The sequence below is a fragment of the Ruegeria atlantica genome (genome assembly GCF_013032455.1).
Taxonomy (GTDB): domain Bacteria; phylum Pseudomonadota; class Alphaproteobacteria; order Rhodobacterales; family Rhodobacteraceae; genus Ruegeria; species Ruegeria atlantica_B.
On sequence record NZ_WQCF01000002.1, the window covers coordinates 483046 to 501222 of the forward strand.

Consider the following 18177-nt stretch of genomic DNA (forward strand, 5'->3'; position numbering starts at 1 on the left):
CCTCTGACTTGGCATTAGGTGACGCAACGCCTGTCTGCTACACTCGCCCCAAGGCATTGGAACCGAGGGCGAATTTTATGACGAAGATTGCCAAAATCACCTTGCTGTTCGTGGTGTTTGTAGACCTGATCGGGCAAGGGTTGGTTTTTCCCATCATCAATTCCCTCATAATGGAAACTAAATCCGGATTTCTGCCCGACAGCACGCCTGTGGGCCGCCGCCATTTCTTTTATGGGCTGGTGATCGGGTGCTTTTTTCTGTCCTGGTTTCTGGGCGTGGTTTACGTGTCGAAAGTCTCGGATTCCATAGGGCGCAAAAATGCGTTGCTGGTTTGTCTGGGCGGAGCGCTTGTCGGTTATGCCCTGACTATCGCATCACTTTACATGAACAGTCTGCTGCTGCTGATCATTGGCCGCTCGATCACGGGGTTTACTGCTGGCAATCAGCCGATCGCACAGGCGGCGATGATTGACGGTAGTACCGACGCTGCCGACCGGGACCGCAATATGGGTTACATCGTGACCGGTGTCAGCTTTGGCCTGGTCGGGGGCCCGATTATCGGGGCCGTCCTTTCAGATGCGGCCCTGCTGGGCAGCTTTGCAACGTTGAAAACGCCCTTTTATGGGGCTTTCGTTCTGGTGCTGATTGCCATCTTCCTTGTGATGACCTTCTTCAAGGATACGCGCACCGAACGTGAACCTTTTGTGTTCCGTCCTCGCGATATCACGGACAGTCTGATCGCGGTGCGTGAACATCCGATGGTTCTGAAAATCCTGCCGGTCTATGCACTATTCATGATCGCTAATGTCACGTTTTATGTCTTCGTCGACAACTTCTTGACCAGCGCATGGGGATACGGCGTGATCGGTGGCAGCATGGCAATGGTGACAATCGGTTTTGCGCTGGCGTTCTCCAGTACCTTCCTTGTGAAACCTGCGCAGCAGCGGTTCAGTAAACACCAGATAATCTATACCTCGCTGGTCACAATGGTCGTCTGTGGCTTTGCCTTCGCCTTCAGTCCCAGCGGAGTGTTGAGCTATATTCCGGTGTTCTTCTTCTACTTCTTCTTTGGCGTATCCTACCCGACCATGCTGGGCCTGTTTTCATCATCCGTCAGTGAGGCCGACCAAGGTTGGGTCATGGGCGTTACCACCGCTGTTTTCTGTTTGGCCGGAGGGGTCATGTCCTTGGTAGGCGGCGGATTGATGAGCATCGACATCCGCGTGCCTTATTACATCGTGATCATTGCCGCGATCATGGGTCTGATCGGCATGCATCTGCGCTGGAAAGGAAAAGAAATAAAGGCGCTGCTAGCCTGAGACAGTTTTTCGTTTGATTTGAATCGAAATACGCTGCCTCTCCCTTCGGTCGAACACGTATTTCGATGATGTGTTTTTAGATAAACGCAAATCGTCTTAGATCGTCTCAACCGTCAGATTACCGTTGGTATAGACGCAGATATCGGCGGCAATCGCCATCGCCTCACGCGCAACCTGCTCGGCCTGTTTGTCGCTGTCCATCATCGCGCGGGCCGCAGCCAGAGCAAAGTTCCCACCAGATCCAATGGCTGCCACGTTGTGTTCCGGTTCCAGCACGTCCCCTGCCCCGGTGATCACCAGTAGGTCTTTACCGTCGGTGACGATCAGCATCGCCTCAAGCTTTTGCAGGTACTTGTCGGTGCGCCAATCCTTGGCCAGCTCGACCGAGGCACGGGCCAGTTGCCCCGGTGTGGCCTCAAGCTTGGCTTCCAGCCTTTCCAGCAAAGTAAACGCATCAGCGGTCGATCCGGCGAAACCGGCAACAACCTCGAACCCGCCGGGGGACAGGCGGCGCACCTTGCGGGCGGTGCCCTTGATTACGGTCTGACCCAGGCTGACCTGTCCGTCGCCGGCAATCACCACCTGGCCGCCCTTTTTGACGCCAATGATCGTTGTGCCATGCCAACCGGGAAAATCGCTGTCTGCCATCAGGGCCTCCATTCTTCGCTGGCACCCTATATGGGCCGGACCCGCCCGCAGCGCAACAGGTCACAAGCTGCTTAAAAGATATGCAAGAATCGCAATTCGGGGTTACCGGACTAGCAATTGTGAGACTCGGCTGTTGGTCCTAAATGAAGCTCACAACCGACGAAGGGTCGGCTGTTTCTGTTTGAAGGAATGCGCAAATGGCAACCACTGCAAATATCCATGCGCCGCTCGGAGCAGCTACCATCCTGCACGTAGTGGACACGTTCTACGCAATCTATGACAATGCGGTCGCGTGGAATGAAACTCGCAAAACTCGCAAGGTCCTGTCGGAACTGAGCGACGCACAGCTGGACGATATCGGCCTGTGCCGTGCGGACATCAGCGACGTCTAATCCGCTAACAGTGCGAAGAAGAAAGCAAGCCGCTCGTCCGAGCGGCTTTTTCTTTGTCAGGTCAGTTTGTATTGACCGGCGAGATCCGGCAGGAAGGCCTCGATAGCGGCAGTCGCAACCACGTGCACTGTACCAGCTTCAGTATCCTCGACATCCAGCCCACCTTTGACAGCCCGAACCTCGGCACGACCACGGGGCAGATCGGCGGCGACCAAGTCGCAATCCACGCGATCCGGGTTTTGCACGCCAATCGTCACTTGCACGCGCATCTCGGCATGGTCGATGCCCAGCTTTGAAAACAGGGTGATCGACGAATGATGCAGCGCGTCTTGCACCGCCCTCTGCGCGGCCTTTGTGTAATCCTGCCCATACAGGTCGTTGCCGGTGCCCATTTCCAGAATTATTCGTTTCTCGGTCATGTCACGGGCTCCATGTCGAATGAGACGATGATGGCGGCATTTGCGATGACGGTGCGACCATCGGTATGCGGCTTTTCGATATCCAGCCCACCTTGCGTGACGGTGATATTCGGCTGGCCATAAGGGAAAATGGCTTTCAGCGCGTCCCGATCCACCTGATCGGGTTTCTGCACACCGATCTCAGCGTCGATGATCATAGCCTCTTTCGGAAAACCGAACAGCTCGGCCATGTTGACCGAGTTATGCCACAGTGCATCTTTGATCGCTCGCAACGCGGCCTCGGTATAGGCCTCACGACGCAGCGACGTGCCCATTCCGAATTCCACAAGAACCCGTGTTTTTGCCATCTGATCCTCCTCAGAACAAAAAAAGGCGCCCGATGTCAGGCGCCTTCGATGTTTTCTGATCACATCCGATCAGATGGATTCTTCGATCCAGCTTTGCAGCGCCGCTTTCGGGGCCGCGCCTGCGCGGTTCGAAACAACCTGGCCATCCTTGAAGATGAACAGCGCCGGAATGCCGCGCACGCCCATGGCGGCGGCCGAGTTCGGGTTGCTGTCCACATCAACCTTGGCGATTTTCACCTTGTCGCCGTATTCAGCGGCCAGCTCTTCCAGAGCGGGGCCAATCTGCTTGCAGGGGCCACACCATTCGGCCCAGAAATCGACAACAACTGGGATGTCGGAATTCTTGACTTCGGCGTCAAAGGTATCGTCGGTTACGGCTACGGTCGACATATTCTGTCTCCTGAATGGGGTAAACTCGGGAACTGAACGTAGGGTCGGGACAATCCGAGGTCAAGATATCTGGGCGCGTGCCAATGCCTCTGTCACCAGATCGTGTGGCAGCCACATCAGCTCTGCTGTGCGGGTCCACAGGATGGCCGTGCGAATTTCGCGGTCCGGATAGATCTGCGCCAAAGCCTGCGCGTAAGCCCCCATCTGCCGCAACAAGCCTTCGGGGCAAGTGGTCGGACTATTCGGAACGATGGTATTGGATTTGAAATCAATTACCTGCACATCGGTCTTCGTCACGATCAGCCGGTCGATCACACCGTGAATGCGCACCCCGCTCAGGTCCGACGTGATAGGGATTTCGGCCAGTGTGTCAGCTGCAAAAACGGCCTGCAGACGCCCGCTTGTCAAAACGCCAATTGCCTCATTCAACAGCTCCTGACGTTCGATTTCCTGCATATCAGGTAGAATCCGGGCGCAAAGCTGCGACCACGTGTCCTGTTCGACGGATGGCAAATGCTCTAGCAACAGGTGCAGGCGCGTGCCGCGCAGTTTGGCAGCTTCTTCATCCAGGCCGCTGTCGCCGGGAACCGCCTTGGCTCCGCCCAGATCTGAAGGGCTGAGTGTATCCGGCGCTGGTTCCGGGGCGGTGGCCGAGGACGTGAAGTGTTCGGGCAAAGGCGTTTCGGCAACCTCTGCTTCCGTGTGTTCCACCATTGGCAACGCGTCCCAATCCGCGTGGGCTAGACGCAAGGTCTCGGAGCCGGGTAGCTGAGTAGCCCCTGCGCGCGCCATCGCGGCCTCAACCATCTGATACCAGCTGGTTCCGTCCTTGCCGACATCCCCAGCCGCGCCCACGATCAACCACTTTTCCGCCCGTGTTAGAGCCACATATAGCAGACGAAGCCGCTCATTTTCCTCCCTGTCGCGGGCCTCGGCCCGCGCCTGTGCAATCAAGGCCGGCGAGGCGTCTGCCGGTACTTTCCACAGCGGTATCCCCTCACCCACCATGATCTCGGCATCGCGCGGGGCCTGACGTTTGCCGGTATCCGGCAGGATCACGATAGGCGCCTCAAGCCCCTTGGAGCCATGCACCGTCATCACCCGGATCATGTTGCCAACACCGCTCATCTGACGTTTGATTTCCAGATCGTCGGTCTGCATCCAGACGAGGAATCCTGTCAGGCTGGGGATATCGGTACGCTCATAAGCCAGCGCCTGCGACAGCAGCGCGTTGATTCCATCCTCGGCCTCTGCCCCCAGACGCCCCAGTAATTTGCGGCGTCCGTCGTGGCGCGTGAGAATGCGCTCGATCAAGTCGTAGGGGCGCAGAAAGTCGATCTGGCCACGCAGATCATTTAGGATTTCCAGCGTTTTAGGAAACTCTTCGGCACGATGGCGCAGCGCGGCCCACAGGAATTGTTCCTGCCGCCTGTGCGACAGATCAAAGAGTTGCTGTTCCGTCCAGCCAAACAAAGGCGATTTCAGCACGGTCGCCAGCGATAGGCTGTCCTCGGGCGTGGCCAGAAAGCTTAGCAAAGCGGCCAGATCTTTCACGGCCAGCTCCGCGCCCACCTTCAGACGGTCAGCCCCGGCAATGGGCAGGCGCAAGGCTTTGCAGGCGCGTATGATTTCGGCAAACAGGTCTGATCGGCGCTGGACGAGGATCAGGAAATCCCCCGGTTGCACCTTGCGACGCACGAAAGCGCCGGGTGTTTTGCCATCCTCGGGGATCGTCTCGCCGCTGTCGATCATGTCCTTGATCGACTTGGCCACCTTCTCGGCCAGAATGACGGTGTGATGGCGCGATCCCGGACGATCCACCGGGTCGGTCCAGTCTCCGTCGTGGTCTTCGTCGACCTTTTCAATCACCGGCCAAAGATCGACCCGACCGGGAAGATAAGACTTGAAGGCGCGATGCTGGCTGTCCTTGTGAAACCCGGCCTCAACGCGGTTTTCAAACAGGATATCGACCAGAGACAGGATCGCGCTGGAGGATCGGAACGAGTATTCCAACGTCAAATCCCACAGTTTAGAACCTGATTCTGTCAGTTTGCGGCCAAACTCGCCCTGCATCTGGTCAAAGGCTTTTGGGTCTGCACCCTGAAATGAATAGATGGATTGTTTTTTGTCGCCGACCACGAAGATGGTGCGCTCGACTCCGGATCTCGCCCCTTCCCCGCTGGTAAATTCCTGCGCCAGCTTTTCGACCACGTCCCATTGGTCCGGGCTGGTATCCTGCGCTTCGTCCACCAGAATGTGGTCAATGCCACCGTCCAGCCGGTACAATACCCATTCAGCCACCGCGGGGTCATTCAGCACCTGCCGTGCGCGCAGGATCAGGTCGTCGAAATCCAGCCAGCCGCGCAACTGCTTGCGTCGTTCATATTCCGGTAGGAATGCGGCGGCAAAGCGGTGCAGGACATGCGTCTTGCGTGCAGCGACCAGTGCCAACCGCTGCTCACGAGCGGCTTCGATCCGCAGCATGAACGATTCCAACTGAGGCATCTGCCCGGCCAGCGCACCCTCGCGCAGGGCTTTGGTGGGAAAGCTGTTGATCTTCGCGGCGAAAGGTTCCTTGGCCGACTTTCCCGTCAGAAATACGTTTTCCAATGTGGGCAGGCTGCTGATCCGCGCATCGGTAAATGTTGCCAGTTTGGCGGCGGCCTTGGCGTTATTGCCGCCACTTTCGGTTAGTGCGGGCAAGATCGATCGGATCAGATCGACTTCACCTCCCAGGAAAACGCGATCCAGCAAGGCGTCTTCGTCAAACCCATCTGGTAGGTCGAATTGCTGTAAAAGATCGTGCCAATCCAAGGGTTTGGTAAACAGGTTGCGCTTGTAAGTGATGGCGGCAGTGAGGTTTTCAAATCCGGTGTCTGTAACGAACCGGGCGACATCCTCGATCAGCGCGGCCTGCGGACCTTCGGCAAAATCTTCGACAATTTCTTCGCGCAACAGGGCTGCGGCGCGGTCCTCCATCTCGGAGAATTGCGGACTGACCCCAGCCTCCAGCGGGAACCGCCGCAGCAAGGACGCACAGAACGAGTGAATCGTCTGAATCTTCAGACCGCCCGGCGTCTCAATTGCGCGGGCGAACAGGGTGCGGGCCTGCGCCAGCCGATTGGGATCAATGGCACCTGTCACGCCAAGCTCGACCAATTCGGCCTCAAGCTCGTTGTTATCCAGCATTGCCCACTTACCAAGCCGCTTGAACAGCCGGTTCTGCATCTCGCTGGCGGCGGCCTTTGTATAGGTCAGGCATAGGATGTGCTGCGGCTGTACCCCGTTCAGCAACAACCGTGCCACCCGATCGGTCAGAACCCGGGTTTTGCCTGAGCCCGCATTGGCCGCCAGCCAGGTCGAGGCATCGGGCCGCGCCGCCTGCACCTGCCGCTCGGTTGCGTCGTTACGGGCGCTCATATCAGGTCCTCTGGCGTGGTTTCGTCTGTACGGTCCCACTCGCCGAAGCGGGATAGATGGTCATAATCCCCGATGTCGGAGTCCTTGTGCAACATTCTACGGGACGTGAAGCCCTGATCAGGCTCTAAATAAGCCGAAATCAACTCTTTTAGCTCGGCCAGTACCTTATCTGGCGGCTCCTTGGCCAAGGGTGCCTGGACCTCTTTGTAGGTTCCGCCCATGCCGATAAAGATAGCCTCGGCCACAGGCAGCGGGTCGATCCCTTCGATAGCGCCCTGCTCGGCCATGGCGGCCTCAATCAACAGCTGCTTGTCGAATTTGGCCTGCTGGCTTTCGGTCGGTGGCGTACCGGTTTTGTAATCCACGATCCGCAGCGCGCCCCGGCTGTTGACGTCAATCCGATCGGCCCGACCTGCGATGGTGAAATCCAGTGGCGACAGCACCAATTTCATAGCTGCCTCAAACGCCACCGGCCCTCCGTCACCGCGCCGGGACGTTTCGGCGCGCAGGAAATCGTCTGCGATCCGTTCTAACCGTGCCAGCCAAAGTTTTCGGGCGGTGGGCCACGCCACGTGCCGGTCCAGCAGAGTCTCTGCGCGTTTCAGAAAGTTTTCGCGGGTCAGCAAGGCGGAATCAAGAACACTGTCCTTGACGAAATGTTCGAGGATTTCGTGGATAACGATCCCGCGCAGCAAAGCATCCGGCGCCTGTACCAGAGGATCCAGTGGCCGCAGGCGCAGCACGTGCTTGGCGTAGATTGCGTATGGATCACGGATCAGGCGCTTGATCTCGGTCACGCTCAGGCGGCGCGGGCGGGCCGCAACAGGGGGGCGCGGCGACGGGCGTGGGGCGGGTTCTATCCGGGGTGCAGTCTCGAGCTGTTCTGCCCAGCGCAGGTATTTTTGACCCCGTGAACGCATGGCTGACAGGGCTTCGGGACCACCCTGCCCAGTCAAGCCCTGCAACAGGTTCGTCATGCGGTTCAGCCAGCGTGATGCCACGGTTTCGGCGTCATCGGATCGGGTTGCACGGGTTAGCCAGACCTCGGGCGCGCCGACAGCTTGTTGGAAATCGTGGGCCGACAGACCGATCCGGCGCTCAGGCAGCAACAAACCTGCCTTGTCGCGCATCTGTCGGTTAAGCCATGGGTCTGGTGCAGCGGCCTCGGGCCAACTGCCCTCGTTTAAGCCGCCCAGGATCAGCAGATCGGCGCCCTGTACCCGCGCTTCGAGCGTACCCCAGATCATGATATGCGGGTGCGGCGCATCACGGTCGCGAACTTCTTCTCCGGCCAGCAATGCACCCAGCAGATCGGTAAAATCGTGGGCGGTCATCTGGCCGCCATGTTGGGCCTCGTTCTCCATTGCGGTCAGAACTGCCAATGCCTTTTGACCTGCGTTCTTCTCCCACAGTGGTCCGGTTTCACCCTCGCTTCCGGCGGAAATCGCCTCGGCCAAACTCCGCAGACGCGATACCCACTCTGACAATGGCAGCTCACCGGTTACGTGCTGGTTGCAAAAATGCGTGGCGAGCCAGAGCATCCAGCGCTCGGGTACCTCTTTGCGGATGGCGAACGCGGTCAGGCTGGCGCTGTTGGGAAACGGAGGGCCATGCCGCCGCAAATCCAGTTCCAGATCGCGGCTATGCAGCAGATGTGCGCCGCGACCACCGCCGCCATGGCAGAGCGGGTGTTTCAGCAGGGTCAGCAGCGCCTCACCTTCGAGCCTCCGGGCGAACAGACCCGCCACGTGGCGTAGGAACCGACCCGGAGGTGACAATTGCAACGGCAGGCCCGCACTGTCGTCGGGCAGGATGTCCCATCTATCCAACGCAGCGCTGACTTGACGGGTCAACATCCGGTCAGGCGTGATCAACGCTGCGGTCTGGCCGGTTTCGGCTGCTTCTCGCAGGCGTAAAGCGATGGCCAGCGCCTCGGCCCGGGGGGATTGCGCCTCGACCAGCGTCAGGTCTTGGGTGGCATCGTCCAGATTGGTCAGTTGAGGGCCTTCGGACATCCAGGCATCGGTGATTGGGGCAGGGCGTAATGCAAGTGAAATCAGTTTGTTACGGGCGGGTGAGGGGGCAGAACCATTTGTCCAATGCTTGATTTGTCCGGGCTGAAGCTCAAGCCGTGTCATCAGCTTCCGGAACCGGTATTGCGGGTGATCTTCCGAGGTCAGCGCCTCGTCCAACCCCCGCCAGACAGTGTCCGGCTGGTCGAAATCATAGCCGGGCAGGATCAATGCCCCTTGCGGCAGGCGGGCCACAGCCTCCATCAGCATAAGCGTGGTACCGCGCGACCCGGTCGAGCCCGCAAGGATCACCGGATGCTGCGGCGGTGAAACCTGCCAGCGGTCAATCAGGTTTTCCACCACGCGCCGCTGTCGCGCTTGCGCATCCAGCGCATCGGGGCCGGAATCGATGAAATGATCGGCAATCCCGATAAACGCCTGCGCGCGGGCCCAATGACCGGACATATCGCTGACATCCAGTTGCCGGATCGCGTCGGGGGATACCCCTTCGCCCTGCATTTCATCAATCAGCGCGGCCAGACTGTCGGACAGGTCAAACAATGAGGATCGCGCAGCGAGATCCGGTTGTTGCTCCAACAGCTTGGAGATCAACTGCGTCAACTCCAACCTGCGCCGCAGGGGTGGAATGGCCGGAGGGATTTGCGCGAGATCGACGCTTTCACCCAGGTCGGTCAGCAAAGAAAGCCGCGGCAAAAGACAGGCCGGGCCCTGATCGAACAGTTCGCGCACGCGGCGGGCCATGCGTCGGGTGTTGACGACCAGTTGTATGCGCGCCAGCGCTTCGGGCGGGTGATCGGCGCTGCGCACCCGCAATCCGTTTACCAACGCTTTGGGGAAATCAGCGCCGGGTGGAACGGCAAAGACACGCGGCGCGGCGCTGGGCTCAAACATCGGCAATCAGACCTTCGGCCAAAGCGATACCTTCTGGGCGGCCCACATCGCACCAGCGGCCGGGATAGATGGCGGCGAACAGACGCCCTTTCCTTTGCATCTGATCCCAGAGAATGTTTAGCGAGAACGCTTTTTCTGAAATCGCCACCAGCCCTTCGGTCTTCATGATCTGCGCCCCGCCATAGATAAGCCCCGGCCCGCGCATGATTCGCCCATCCGCATCCGCGGTGAAATCGCCGGACCCGGAATGGCCAATGGTTTGCCCGATTGGCACACACATCAGCAAGGCATCCATCCGGTCAGGGTCCCAGATATCGCGCAGAAGGGTCAGCGGGTTCGGCCCAGACCAGATCGCATCGGTGTTCAGGGTGTAAACCGGACCCTCTCCCAATAAGGGTAGGGCGGCGCGCAGACCGCCGCCTGTTTCCAGAATTTCGGGCTCTTCGCGCGATAGCTTTATGCCTTTCGGGGCCAGATGCGCCTCGAGTTGGTCGGGCAGGTAATGCAGGTTGGCAACAACTTGCGCCGGTTGCAGATCGTCGACCATATCCAACGCGTGGTCAATCAAAGGGCGACCTGCGACTTCGATCAGCGGTTTGGGCCGGTCTTTAGTCAACGCGCCCATGCGAGTGCCAAACCCGGCAGCAAACAGCATCACGGCGTCGGGGTGTCGGGTCATGTCTGTCTGAGCCTGTCCAGATTCTCGGGGGTTGGTGCGGGCAGGGCATCTCGCAGCAGATCGGAGACTGTGACCAACGCAGGGTGGTTCAGATCGCGCATAAGATGCGCCCATGTGGCCGGGATCAGGTCAATGTAATTTGGCTTGCCATGTTCTGTTGCCAGACGAGCAAACACCCCGAGAATTCGCAAGTTTCTTTGTGCACCCAGCACAGCATAAGCGGTGCGAAAATCGTGATCATTCACTCCTGTTGCTGTGATATACCGGTTCACCATCCGCATCTCAGTACCCGGGGATACGTCGCGACGCACATCCTGCAGCATCGAGACAAGGTCATAAGCCGGATGCCCCAGCATGGCGGTTTGGAAGTCCAGAAGGCCTACCCGCTTCACTCCCTCGCGATTTGGCAGCCAGATCATGTTTTCCGCATGATAGTCGCGCTGGACGACCACTTTGCTGCCCGAGGTTTCGCGATGCAGAATGTCCGAAAAGCGGTGCTCGAATCGGACCCGGGCGTCCGTGTCGTGTTCACCAAAAACCGCCTGTGCGTATTTGGTGAAAGCCAGCGCCGCTAGCTCGGTCATCAGGGTCGGGTCGTACGAGGGCAGCGACAAGGTTGGCGCCTTATGTAGCTCGATCAGTACATCGGTTGCGGCCTCATACAGTTCGCGCTCTTTCTTCGGGTGTTGCTCCAGAACGCGGGCGAACAGGTCATCGCCGAAATCTTCCAGCAGCAAAAAGCCGAATTCTGTGTCCTCGGCATAGATCTCGGGCGCGCTGAGGCCGATTTTTCTTAAGTATTTTGCCATGCGGACAAAGGCCTCGACCGGTTCAGCCTTGTCGGGAGCAGAGTCCATAAGAACCGCTGTCTGGCCAGTGTCAGGATCGGTCAATCTCTCATACCGGCGGTGCGAGGCATCCCCGGCCAGCGGAGTGCGTATCGCGTTGGACCAAGGTGTTTGTGCAATCAGGGCCTCGGCCAGAACAGCCCGGTTTGTCATGCGGCGCACTCCAGTTTTTGGGGCCATTTCGGATCGGACCAGCATAGGTTCAAGTGACGTTTTTCCATTGAATTAGGGTCTGTTTGTAAGTGGAGTGTCAGGGCGTTGGTTGGGGTTAACGGGCCCAGTTTGCCGGGCCATTCGATCAGACAGATGGCAGTGTCGAATGCTTCGGTCAGGCCCAATTCTTCGATCTCTTCCACCGCGCTCAGTCGGTACAGATCGCAATGCCAGATATCGCCGGACGGGGTGTCATAGGCTTGCACCAGTGTGAAGGTGGGTGATGGGACATCCTCTGGCACAATCATCAGTGATTGGATCAGGCTGCGGGCAAAATGGGTTTTGCCGCTGCCGATCTCGCCCTCAAGCAAAACGATATCGCCAGGTTGCAATTTCGCACCCAGGCCGGTGGCCAGTTCTGCGGTTTCTTCAGGCGAATTCAGGGTGATCGAACGTGAATGCGGCGTCATGGCGCCACAATGGCCTTACGTCCGGTCGGCTGCAACCCGGTTCAAGCGCTGATTTGCCGGATTGGCAGAGCTTTCGGTGCATCTTCGGTCGTGAACCGGACGATCGTTGCGCCGTTCTGCATAGGGCTGACAGTACAGGTTAGGTTGGTGCCGTTTCGCAAGCGAAGCCCGCTGGACCATTCGGCGCGATTTTCCCGCATTTCCACAAAATCCCGGATTTCTCCCAGTATTGGTGTGGCCGCGCAATGCTCCTGCCAAGTGCGCGTCACTTCCAGTACGGAATCCGGCTCGAACCCGACCTCTCCGGTATCGCCCCACAGCTGTTGATATGCACGATTGGTGAAGGCCAGGGTTCCGTCGTCGCCAAATACAGCGATGGCGTCGACCAACTTGTCCAGCACTGACTGCATCAAATCCATTTCCGAACGGAACCTCCGGGTCAGAGTGATCTCGGCAGTGATATCTTCGAACAAAAAGGCCACGGCGCCGTCAGGGTGGGGGCGGCCGCTGACCGAATAAACTGAACCGGACGGCAGCGACCAGGTTTCCTGATAATTCCCGTCCTCGGCAGCTTCGAGAAGATCATTCATCTGATTGCGCCAGCTTCGGTAGTTCTTGGGTTCTGGTATCATTTGCTGATCGCGCAGCCGGTCAAAAAAGCTGGACAGGCTAGGGCGGCAGCTCAGGAAGTCCGGGGGTAAGGCGGTCAGGTCGATCAAGGCCGGGTTGAACAGAGCCAGTTGGCGGTTTCGGTCGAAAATGGCTAACCCTATGGAAAGCTGGGCAAAGGTTTTCGTCATTGTCTGGACGAATTTGCGCTGGGTGGTTTCGGCCGCAACGATGGCGTTTATATCGACCGCATAGCACAGGTGCCCTTCGGTATGATCAACTAATGTCAGGTCGAACCATAGCTTGTTTTCACTGTCTTGGGACGAGATTGATATACGAGTTTTTGTGCTCAACCGCGTTTCGCCGTCCGCGCCCGGAAACAGAGGAGCAGTCAGATCGGTATCCTGACCGCGCACTTTACGCACCAAAGAGACATAGGCGGCATTGCACCACCGTACATTGCCTTGGTGATCCTGCAACCAGACAGGATACGGAGCCTGCTCCATCGCCAGTCGGATTGGGTCCTGTGCGTCGCGTTGCACCGCTGACGGTCGATCTATGCTATCGCGCAGCTGAACGCGGACGATCCCGTCGATCCATTCACAAAGAACATCCCGTTCGATGGTGCAGTCAATAGCAGGGATGACCAAACTACCTGCCTGCCGAATATGATCGGGAACCTCCGGAAAGGTTGGGAAATCCCTTTGCAACAGGCGGCGAAGATCGGCCCAATCGCGCACAGATTCAAACCCGTCCAGTGCGATGTCCGAATGGCTGATTAACCGGTCTTCGTCGAATAGGAATACCGAGTTAAACAGCGATGCCGGGGCGGACAGTCCGAAATTGTCACCTGTTTGTCGGCGACGGGGTAAAAGCCACTGCGCTGCCAGACTGGCTGATACTAGGCTGATAGCGGCCAGGATGATCCACTCGACCATGCGTTCCTCGGGGATAACACCACAAAAGAAAACTATGCGCCGGAATAGTTAACGGGGTCTTAATTCAGACCTGAATACGTTGATTTGCGCCCGAAGGCACTGGTGTATCGCCGGTCTGTGCGTCTACCAGGTTACGCGGCCATGAAACCCTTACGATTGCGCCCCGGCGTTCGGGATCATCACACAAGTTCTGATAGGGGTCCGAGCCGTTAGCAAAATGCAGCTCGGCACCGCTGCGTTCCAACAAGGTTTTAGCGATGAACAGGCCCAAGCCCATTCCTTCATATTCCGGGCGTGTTTGCTGATCTGTTTCGGCCCGGCGACGACGCATGAAGGGATCGCCAATCCTGCCGATCATATATACAGGGTAGCCGCGCCCGTCATCCATAATGTCGATGATAATATGATCGGTGGTCCATTCTGCTTCGACCCAGACGTTGCCCCGGGCGAAATCCACTGCATTCTGGATCAGGTTGCGCAGGCCGTGGATAATCTCGGGCTTTCGCAGGATCGAGGGCTGCTGCACATCGCCGTCCCCAACCGGACCTTCAGCGAAATGAACGGTCTTGCCCCGATGAATATGAGGTTCGGCAGCCTCATGCACAACGGTGGACAGAGGTGCCTGTCGCAAATGCAGATCGTCTTTGCCTGCACGCCCCATGTCGCGCAGTATATCGCGGCAACGGTTGGCCTGTTCGCGGATCAGGGCGGCGTCTTCCTTCAGTTCGGGGCGGTCATCCAGTTCTTCGATCAATTCTGCGCTGGTCAGTTTGATTGTGGCCAGTGGCGTGCCTAGCTCATGCGCAGCGGCCGCGACCACGCCTCCCAGATCGGTCAGCTTCTGTTCGCGCGCCAAGGCCATGTGGGTTGCAGCAAGCGCTTCGGACATGGACTGCACTTCGGAACTGACCCGGTGGGAATAGGCGCCGATAAAGACAATGGCGATGACAATGGCGGCCCAGTTTCCGAACAGCAATATGCCAGGGATCACAAGCTCAACCCCTGCAGCCGTGCGCAGGGGGAGATGAAACTCTGCCAGCACCGTTGTCAGCGCAAGCGCGACGCCCCCGACGATCAGTGTCGAACGGGTACTCATTACATTGGCTGAAATTGTCACCGGACCCAGCAGCAACAAGGCAAACGGATTGTTGAGGCCCCCCGTCAGGTACAAAAGAATCGACAACTGTAGCAGATCGAACAGGACCATCAGAAAGTTCTGGAACTCACTCAGTCGTTTGTTTTGGGGAAACAACAGGATGGCCGTCATGTTCCCCATGACCGAGATACCGATCGCCAGATAGCACAGCGCCAGTTCCAACTGCACGTGATAGTACTGTTGCGCAACGGTGATGGCCGTGAACTGGCCGATGATAGCGACCCAGCGTAGCAGGATAAGGGTACGTAGCCGAATCCAGCTGCTGCGTTCCTGACCGCGCAATAACGTGCTGTTGGAATTTGCCATCGGTCTATTATGTCCTGTTGCATCGGCTGAACATCTTGATAGGTGTCCCGGCCGAAACGATCAACAACCCCTTTCATCGCAGGATTGATGTCATGATCCGTCTTTATGCCATACTCGCAACCGTTGTTCTGGCCGTTGGTCTGGGTGCCATGTGGCTGCTGACACGGGGTGTGGGGTCGAATGATCAATTCGCGCAATGTCGTTCCAGCCAGATCGCCGGTGGCTCAGCAACCATTGGTGGCCCGTTCGAATTGATCAATGGCAAAGGCGAAACCGTTACCGACAAGGATGTGATTACCGAGCCGACGCTGGTCTATTTCGGCTATACCTTCTGCCCCGACGTCTGCCCCTTTGACATGTCGCGCAATGCTGATGCCGTGGATATCCTGGCCGAGCGTGGCCAGTCGGTGACACCCCTGTTCATTTCGATCGACCCTGACCGTGACACGCCCGAGGTGGTGGATGACTATGCGTTCAACCTTGGTGGCAAGACCATCGCGCTGACGGGCTCGGCCGAACAGGTCAAGGCAGCCAGTCAGGCTTATAAGACTTATTACAAGGCCCATGACAAAGGCGATGAGTTCTATCTGGTCGACCATTCCACCTTTACCTATCTGGTGACGCCCGAGCACGGTTTCCTTGAATTTTTCAAACGCGATGACACGCCTGAGCAGATGGCTGACAAGGTCGGATGCTTTCTGGATCAGATCTAACACGAACAGTCGATTTGACCTTTGGGATGGCGCTGCTATTACTCATGGTTAAGCCAAAGGCGTGAAATAGCGGAAAGAACAGAATATGGCGGACAGCTCTGACCTCGACATCGGCCCCGATAAATCACTTTTGTTGGTGGATGATGACGAACCGTTTCTGAGACGTCTGGCCAAAGCCATGGAGAAGCGCGGCTTCGAAGTTGAAACCGCCGGATCCGTCGCCGCAGGCCGCGCCATTTCAACCGCTCGTCCCCCTGCCTATGCCGTTGTTGATCTGCGGCTTGAGGATGGCAATGGGTTGGATGTGGTCGAAGTGCTGCGCGAAAAACGTCCCGACAGCCGGGTTGTGGTTCTGACCGGATATGGCGCGATTGCCACCGCTGTGGCTGCCGTCAAGATCGGCGCTACCGATTACCTGTCAAAACCCGCGGATGCCACCGACATCACCAGCGCGCTGCTGGCCAAGGGGGACGAACTGCCCCCGCCACCGGAAAACCCCATGAGCGCGGACCGCGTGCGTTGGGAACATATCCAGCGGGTCTATGAGCTGTGCGACCGGAACGTCTCCGAGACCGCCCGCCGCCTGAACATGCATCGCCGGACGTTGCAGCGGATTTTGGCGAAGCGCAGTCCGCGGTAGAGATTTGATTCATTGGCGCTAACAACCATGAAGCTTTTGATTGCCTCTACGCTTTCGGTTCTATGTTTAGCCATTGCTCCGGCCTACGCACGTTGCGTTGATCTGGCTGAAGGAAACTTCTTCACTCTGACAAGGAATGCCCCCTTCTTCGAAATTTCGAATACCGTTTCTGAGGATGGTACGGTCTTAGCAAATAGCAGAATGAAGCGCGATGGTTCGCTGGAAAAGGCTACGACAAGATTTTGGAACGGCGTAATCCCGGTTGAGCGCAAATCCGAAGCGAGTCGAATTAAAATGAAAATCAGTGAAGAAGCTAAACTGGCGGATTTGAGCAAGACCGGAAAAATGTATAAGTATCCAGTTTCAATACTGATAAATGGCAATAAAGTGGATCAAGGGCATTTTGTCGTTAAGCCAATCAAGAAAAGCCGAATTAGCATCGGCGGCTGCAGCTACCGCGTGATGGTTGTTCGGACTAGTCTTGAACGAGAAAAGGGTAGCACGATCAATGAGCAAGCCCTGCTCAGTCTCGACGCAGGATTTCTGCTTGGAAATGTAGCTATGACATCGGATTGGAAACCACGCAGCTCAGTTCTTTTCGACAGCATCACAGCCTATTGAGCGGCAATTTTAGCTCAATTTTTAATACATAGACAACAATTCTGAATGCCGATCCATGTACGCACGCCGCACCTCAACTGGTGGCCTTAGCGCAATCGTCAAACCCTCCATCACCGCCTTGTCGGGTCGGCCAAAGAACTTGGTCGCCTCAGCCTCGGAAAACCCCGCTATCTGGGTGGCCTCCATCCAGGCGCTGATCTTGTCGGCTTTCTTGATCTGCCGTTTCACCGTTTTCGGCACTGCGGCGGGCAGACCGAAGCGGATATGGATCGCTGCCGCCAACCGGTCATCCAGCGCGCCGTAATCGGGGCCAACGGCGGCTTTTACCGGAGAGATCATATCTCCGATCACATATTCCGGCGCATCATGTAACAAAGCCGCCAGCCGCCATTTCACCGGCGCTTTGGGGGCAATACGGCCAAACAGCTCTTCAACCAGCAGGGAATGCTCGGCCACGGAATAGGCAAAATCCCCCGCTGTTTGGCCGTTCCAGCGGGCCACAAAGGCCAATCCATGGGCGATATCTTCGATTTCGATATCCACAGGGGTCGGGTCCAGCAGGTCCAGCCTGCGCCCTGACAACATCCGCTGCCATGCTCGGGGTTGTGTTGCCATTTTGCCATGCCTTGTGAAGTGGGACACGTAAGTTTCGCGTTTTTGTGTTATGCTTTACCTGTCGAGATCACCAGCTGCCAACTTTTTCTTGACCGGGCGTGCTTTGAATTGGCGCGCGGTGATACCGACATTTGTGCTGAGGGGGGGTGCATACTCCTCTCGGTGTGCCCCTCTCGGAACGTAACGCGTATCGAAAGGAGCGAACTATGTTTAAGCGACTGTTTGGACTGACACTGGCCTTTGGGATGGCCGCAACTGCCCCACCGGCCTTTGCTCAAGGCTGTGCACAACGCGAGCATGTGATTGCCAAATTGCAAAACAACTATTCAGAAGAGCTGACCTTTGGCGGATTGCAGAAAACCCGCGGAGCGCAGGCCGTGATGGAGGTTTGGACCTCGAAGGAAACCGGAAGCTATACGGTTCTGGTGACCCAGGCGAACGGCATTAGTTGTATTGTCGCCGTTGGCACAGATTTTTTTGAAGCGACCCCGAAAATTGCACTGAAGGGTGAGCCAAGCTGATTATACCGGCAGAATATCCCGTTTCCGGCCAAGTTCGTTGCCACCTGTC

At 57.5% G+C, this 18177-nt stretch carries 18 protein-coding genes; 6 read left to right on the top strand and 12 right to left on the bottom strand.

Annotated features, from left to right (window positions below; translation table 11 throughout):
• Positions 1 to 77 precede the first annotated feature (77 nt).
• Positions 78 to 1319: an MFS transporter gene (locus GOW93_RS06420; protein WP_170382349.1), complete on the top strand. Its 1242-nt coding sequence runs from the start codon at positions 78 to 80 to the stop codon at positions 1317 to 1319.
• Positions 1320 to 1415: 96 nt separating this feature from the next.
• On the opposite strand, the gene hslV is transcribed toward GOW93_RS06420, so the two are convergent.
• Positions 1416 to 1967 carry an ATP-dependent protease subunit HslV gene (gene hslV / locus GOW93_RS06425; RefSeq protein WP_170382351.1) on the bottom strand — a complete coding sequence of 184 codons (552 nt, stop codon included), beginning with the start codon at positions 1965 to 1967 and terminating at the stop codon, positions 1416 to 1418.
• A gap of 197 nt (positions 1968 to 2164) precedes the next feature.
• On the opposite strand from hslV, the gene GOW93_RS06430 reads away from it, so the two are divergent.
• A complete protein-coding gene (locus tag GOW93_RS06430; RefSeq protein WP_170382353.1) occupies positions 2165 to 2359 on the top strand; it encodes a DUF1127 domain-containing protein in 195 nt (64 codons plus the stop codon).
• 56 nt (positions 2360 to 2415) lie between these two features.
• Here the strand turns inward: GOW93_RS06430 and GOW93_RS06435 are convergent, their stop codons facing one another.
• The 10 genes from GOW93_RS06435 to regB all read right to left on the bottom strand — a co-directional run bounded on the left by GOW93_RS06435 (position 2416) and on the right by regB (position 15018).
• Positions 2416 to 2778 (bottom strand): Lin0512 family protein, encoded by a 363-nt coding sequence (locus GOW93_RS06435; protein ID WP_170382355.1) that lies wholly within the window; start codon positions 2776 to 2778, stop codon positions 2416 to 2418.
• On the bottom strand, positions 2775 to 3125 hold the full coding sequence (locus GOW93_RS06440; RefSeq protein WP_170382357.1) for a Lin0512 family protein: 351 nt from the start codon (positions 3123 to 3125) through the stop codon (positions 2775 to 2777). Before GOW93_RS06440 ends, GOW93_RS06435 begins: the two co-directional genes overlap by 4 nt.
• 69 nt (positions 3126 to 3194) lie before the next feature.
• Positions 3195 to 3569, bottom strand: coding sequence for a thioredoxin (trxA, locus tag GOW93_RS06445; RefSeq protein WP_368039644.1), 375 nt, complete (start codon positions 3567 to 3569; stop codon positions 3195 to 3197).
• Positions 3570 to 3575: 6 nt separating this feature from the next.
• Complete coding sequence (addA, locus tag GOW93_RS06450) at positions 3576 to 6935, bottom strand: double-strand break repair helicase AddA (protein WP_170382361.1); 3360 nt, start codon at positions 6933 to 6935, stop codon at positions 3576 to 3578.
• The gene (addB, locus tag GOW93_RS06455; protein ID WP_170382363.1) at positions 6932 to 9859 is read right to left on the bottom strand and encodes a double-strand break repair protein AddB; all 2928 of its coding nucleotides are present in this window, start codon (positions 9857 to 9859) and stop codon (positions 6932 to 6934) included. Before addB ends, addA begins: the two co-directional genes overlap by 4 nt.
• A complete protein-coding gene (locus GOW93_RS06460; protein ID WP_170382372.1) occupies positions 9852 to 10538 on the bottom strand; it encodes a nucleotidyltransferase family protein in 687 nt (228 codons plus the stop codon). The genes addB and GOW93_RS06460 overlap by 8 nt, the downstream gene beginning before the upstream one ends.
• Complete coding sequence (locus GOW93_RS06465) at positions 10535 to 11539, bottom strand: aminoglycoside phosphotransferase family protein (protein ID WP_170382374.1); 1005 nt, start codon at positions 11537 to 11539, stop codon at positions 10535 to 10537. Before GOW93_RS06465 ends, GOW93_RS06460 begins: the two co-directional genes overlap by 4 nt.
• The gene (gene tsaE / locus GOW93_RS06470; RefSeq protein ID WP_170382383.1) at positions 11536 to 12009 is read right to left on the bottom strand and encodes a tRNA (adenosine(37)-N6)-threonylcarbamoyltransferase complex ATPase subunit type 1 TsaE; all 474 of its coding nucleotides are present in this window, start codon (positions 12007 to 12009) and stop codon (positions 11536 to 11538) included. Before tsaE ends, GOW93_RS06465 begins: the two co-directional genes overlap by 4 nt.
• Positions 12010 to 12050: 41 nt before the next feature.
• Positions 12051 to 13556, bottom strand: coding sequence for a PAS-domain containing protein (locus tag GOW93_RS06475; RefSeq protein ID WP_170382384.1), 1506 nt, complete (start codon positions 13554 to 13556; stop codon positions 12051 to 12053).
• A 64-nt stretch (positions 13557 to 13620) separates the two neighbouring features.
• Positions 13621 to 15018: a sensor histidine kinase RegB gene (regB, locus tag GOW93_RS06480; RefSeq protein WP_170382386.1), complete on the bottom strand. Its 1398-nt coding sequence runs from the start codon at positions 15016 to 15018 to the stop codon at positions 13621 to 13623.
• A 92-nt stretch (positions 15019 to 15110) separates the two neighbouring features.
• Between regB and GOW93_RS06485 the strand changes: the two genes are divergently transcribed.
• From GOW93_RS06485 to GOW93_RS06495, 3 genes are all read left to right on the top strand, one after another.
• Positions 15111 to 15731, top strand: coding sequence for an SCO family protein (locus GOW93_RS06485; protein WP_170382388.1), 621 nt, complete (start codon positions 15111 to 15113; stop codon positions 15729 to 15731).
• 85 nt (positions 15732 to 15816) lie between these two features.
• On the top strand, positions 15817 to 16371 hold the full coding sequence (locus tag GOW93_RS06490) for an ActR/PrrA/RegA family redox response regulator transcription factor (RefSeq protein WP_058283361.1): 555 nt from the start codon (positions 15817 to 15819) through the stop codon (positions 16369 to 16371).
• Between the two features lie 27 nt (positions 16372 to 16398).
• On the top strand, positions 16399 to 16992 hold the full coding sequence (locus GOW93_RS06495) for a hypothetical protein (protein ID WP_170382390.1): 594 nt from the start codon (positions 16399 to 16401) through the stop codon (positions 16990 to 16992).
• A 21-nt stretch (positions 16993 to 17013) separates the two neighbouring features.
• Here GOW93_RS06495 and GOW93_RS06500 read toward each other — a convergent pair whose 3' ends face one another.
• The gene (locus GOW93_RS06500; protein ID WP_170382392.1) at positions 17014 to 17607 is read right to left on the bottom strand and encodes an HD domain-containing protein; all 594 of its coding nucleotides are present in this window, start codon (positions 17605 to 17607) and stop codon (positions 17014 to 17016) included.
• A 206-nt stretch (positions 17608 to 17813) separates the two neighbouring features.
• Between GOW93_RS06500 and GOW93_RS06505 the strand changes: the two genes are divergently transcribed.
• Positions 17814 to 18128 (top strand): hypothetical protein, encoded by a 315-nt coding sequence (locus GOW93_RS06505; RefSeq protein WP_170382394.1) that lies wholly within the window; start codon positions 17814 to 17816, stop codon positions 18126 to 18128.
• Positions 18129 to 18177: the final 49 nt, after the last annotated feature.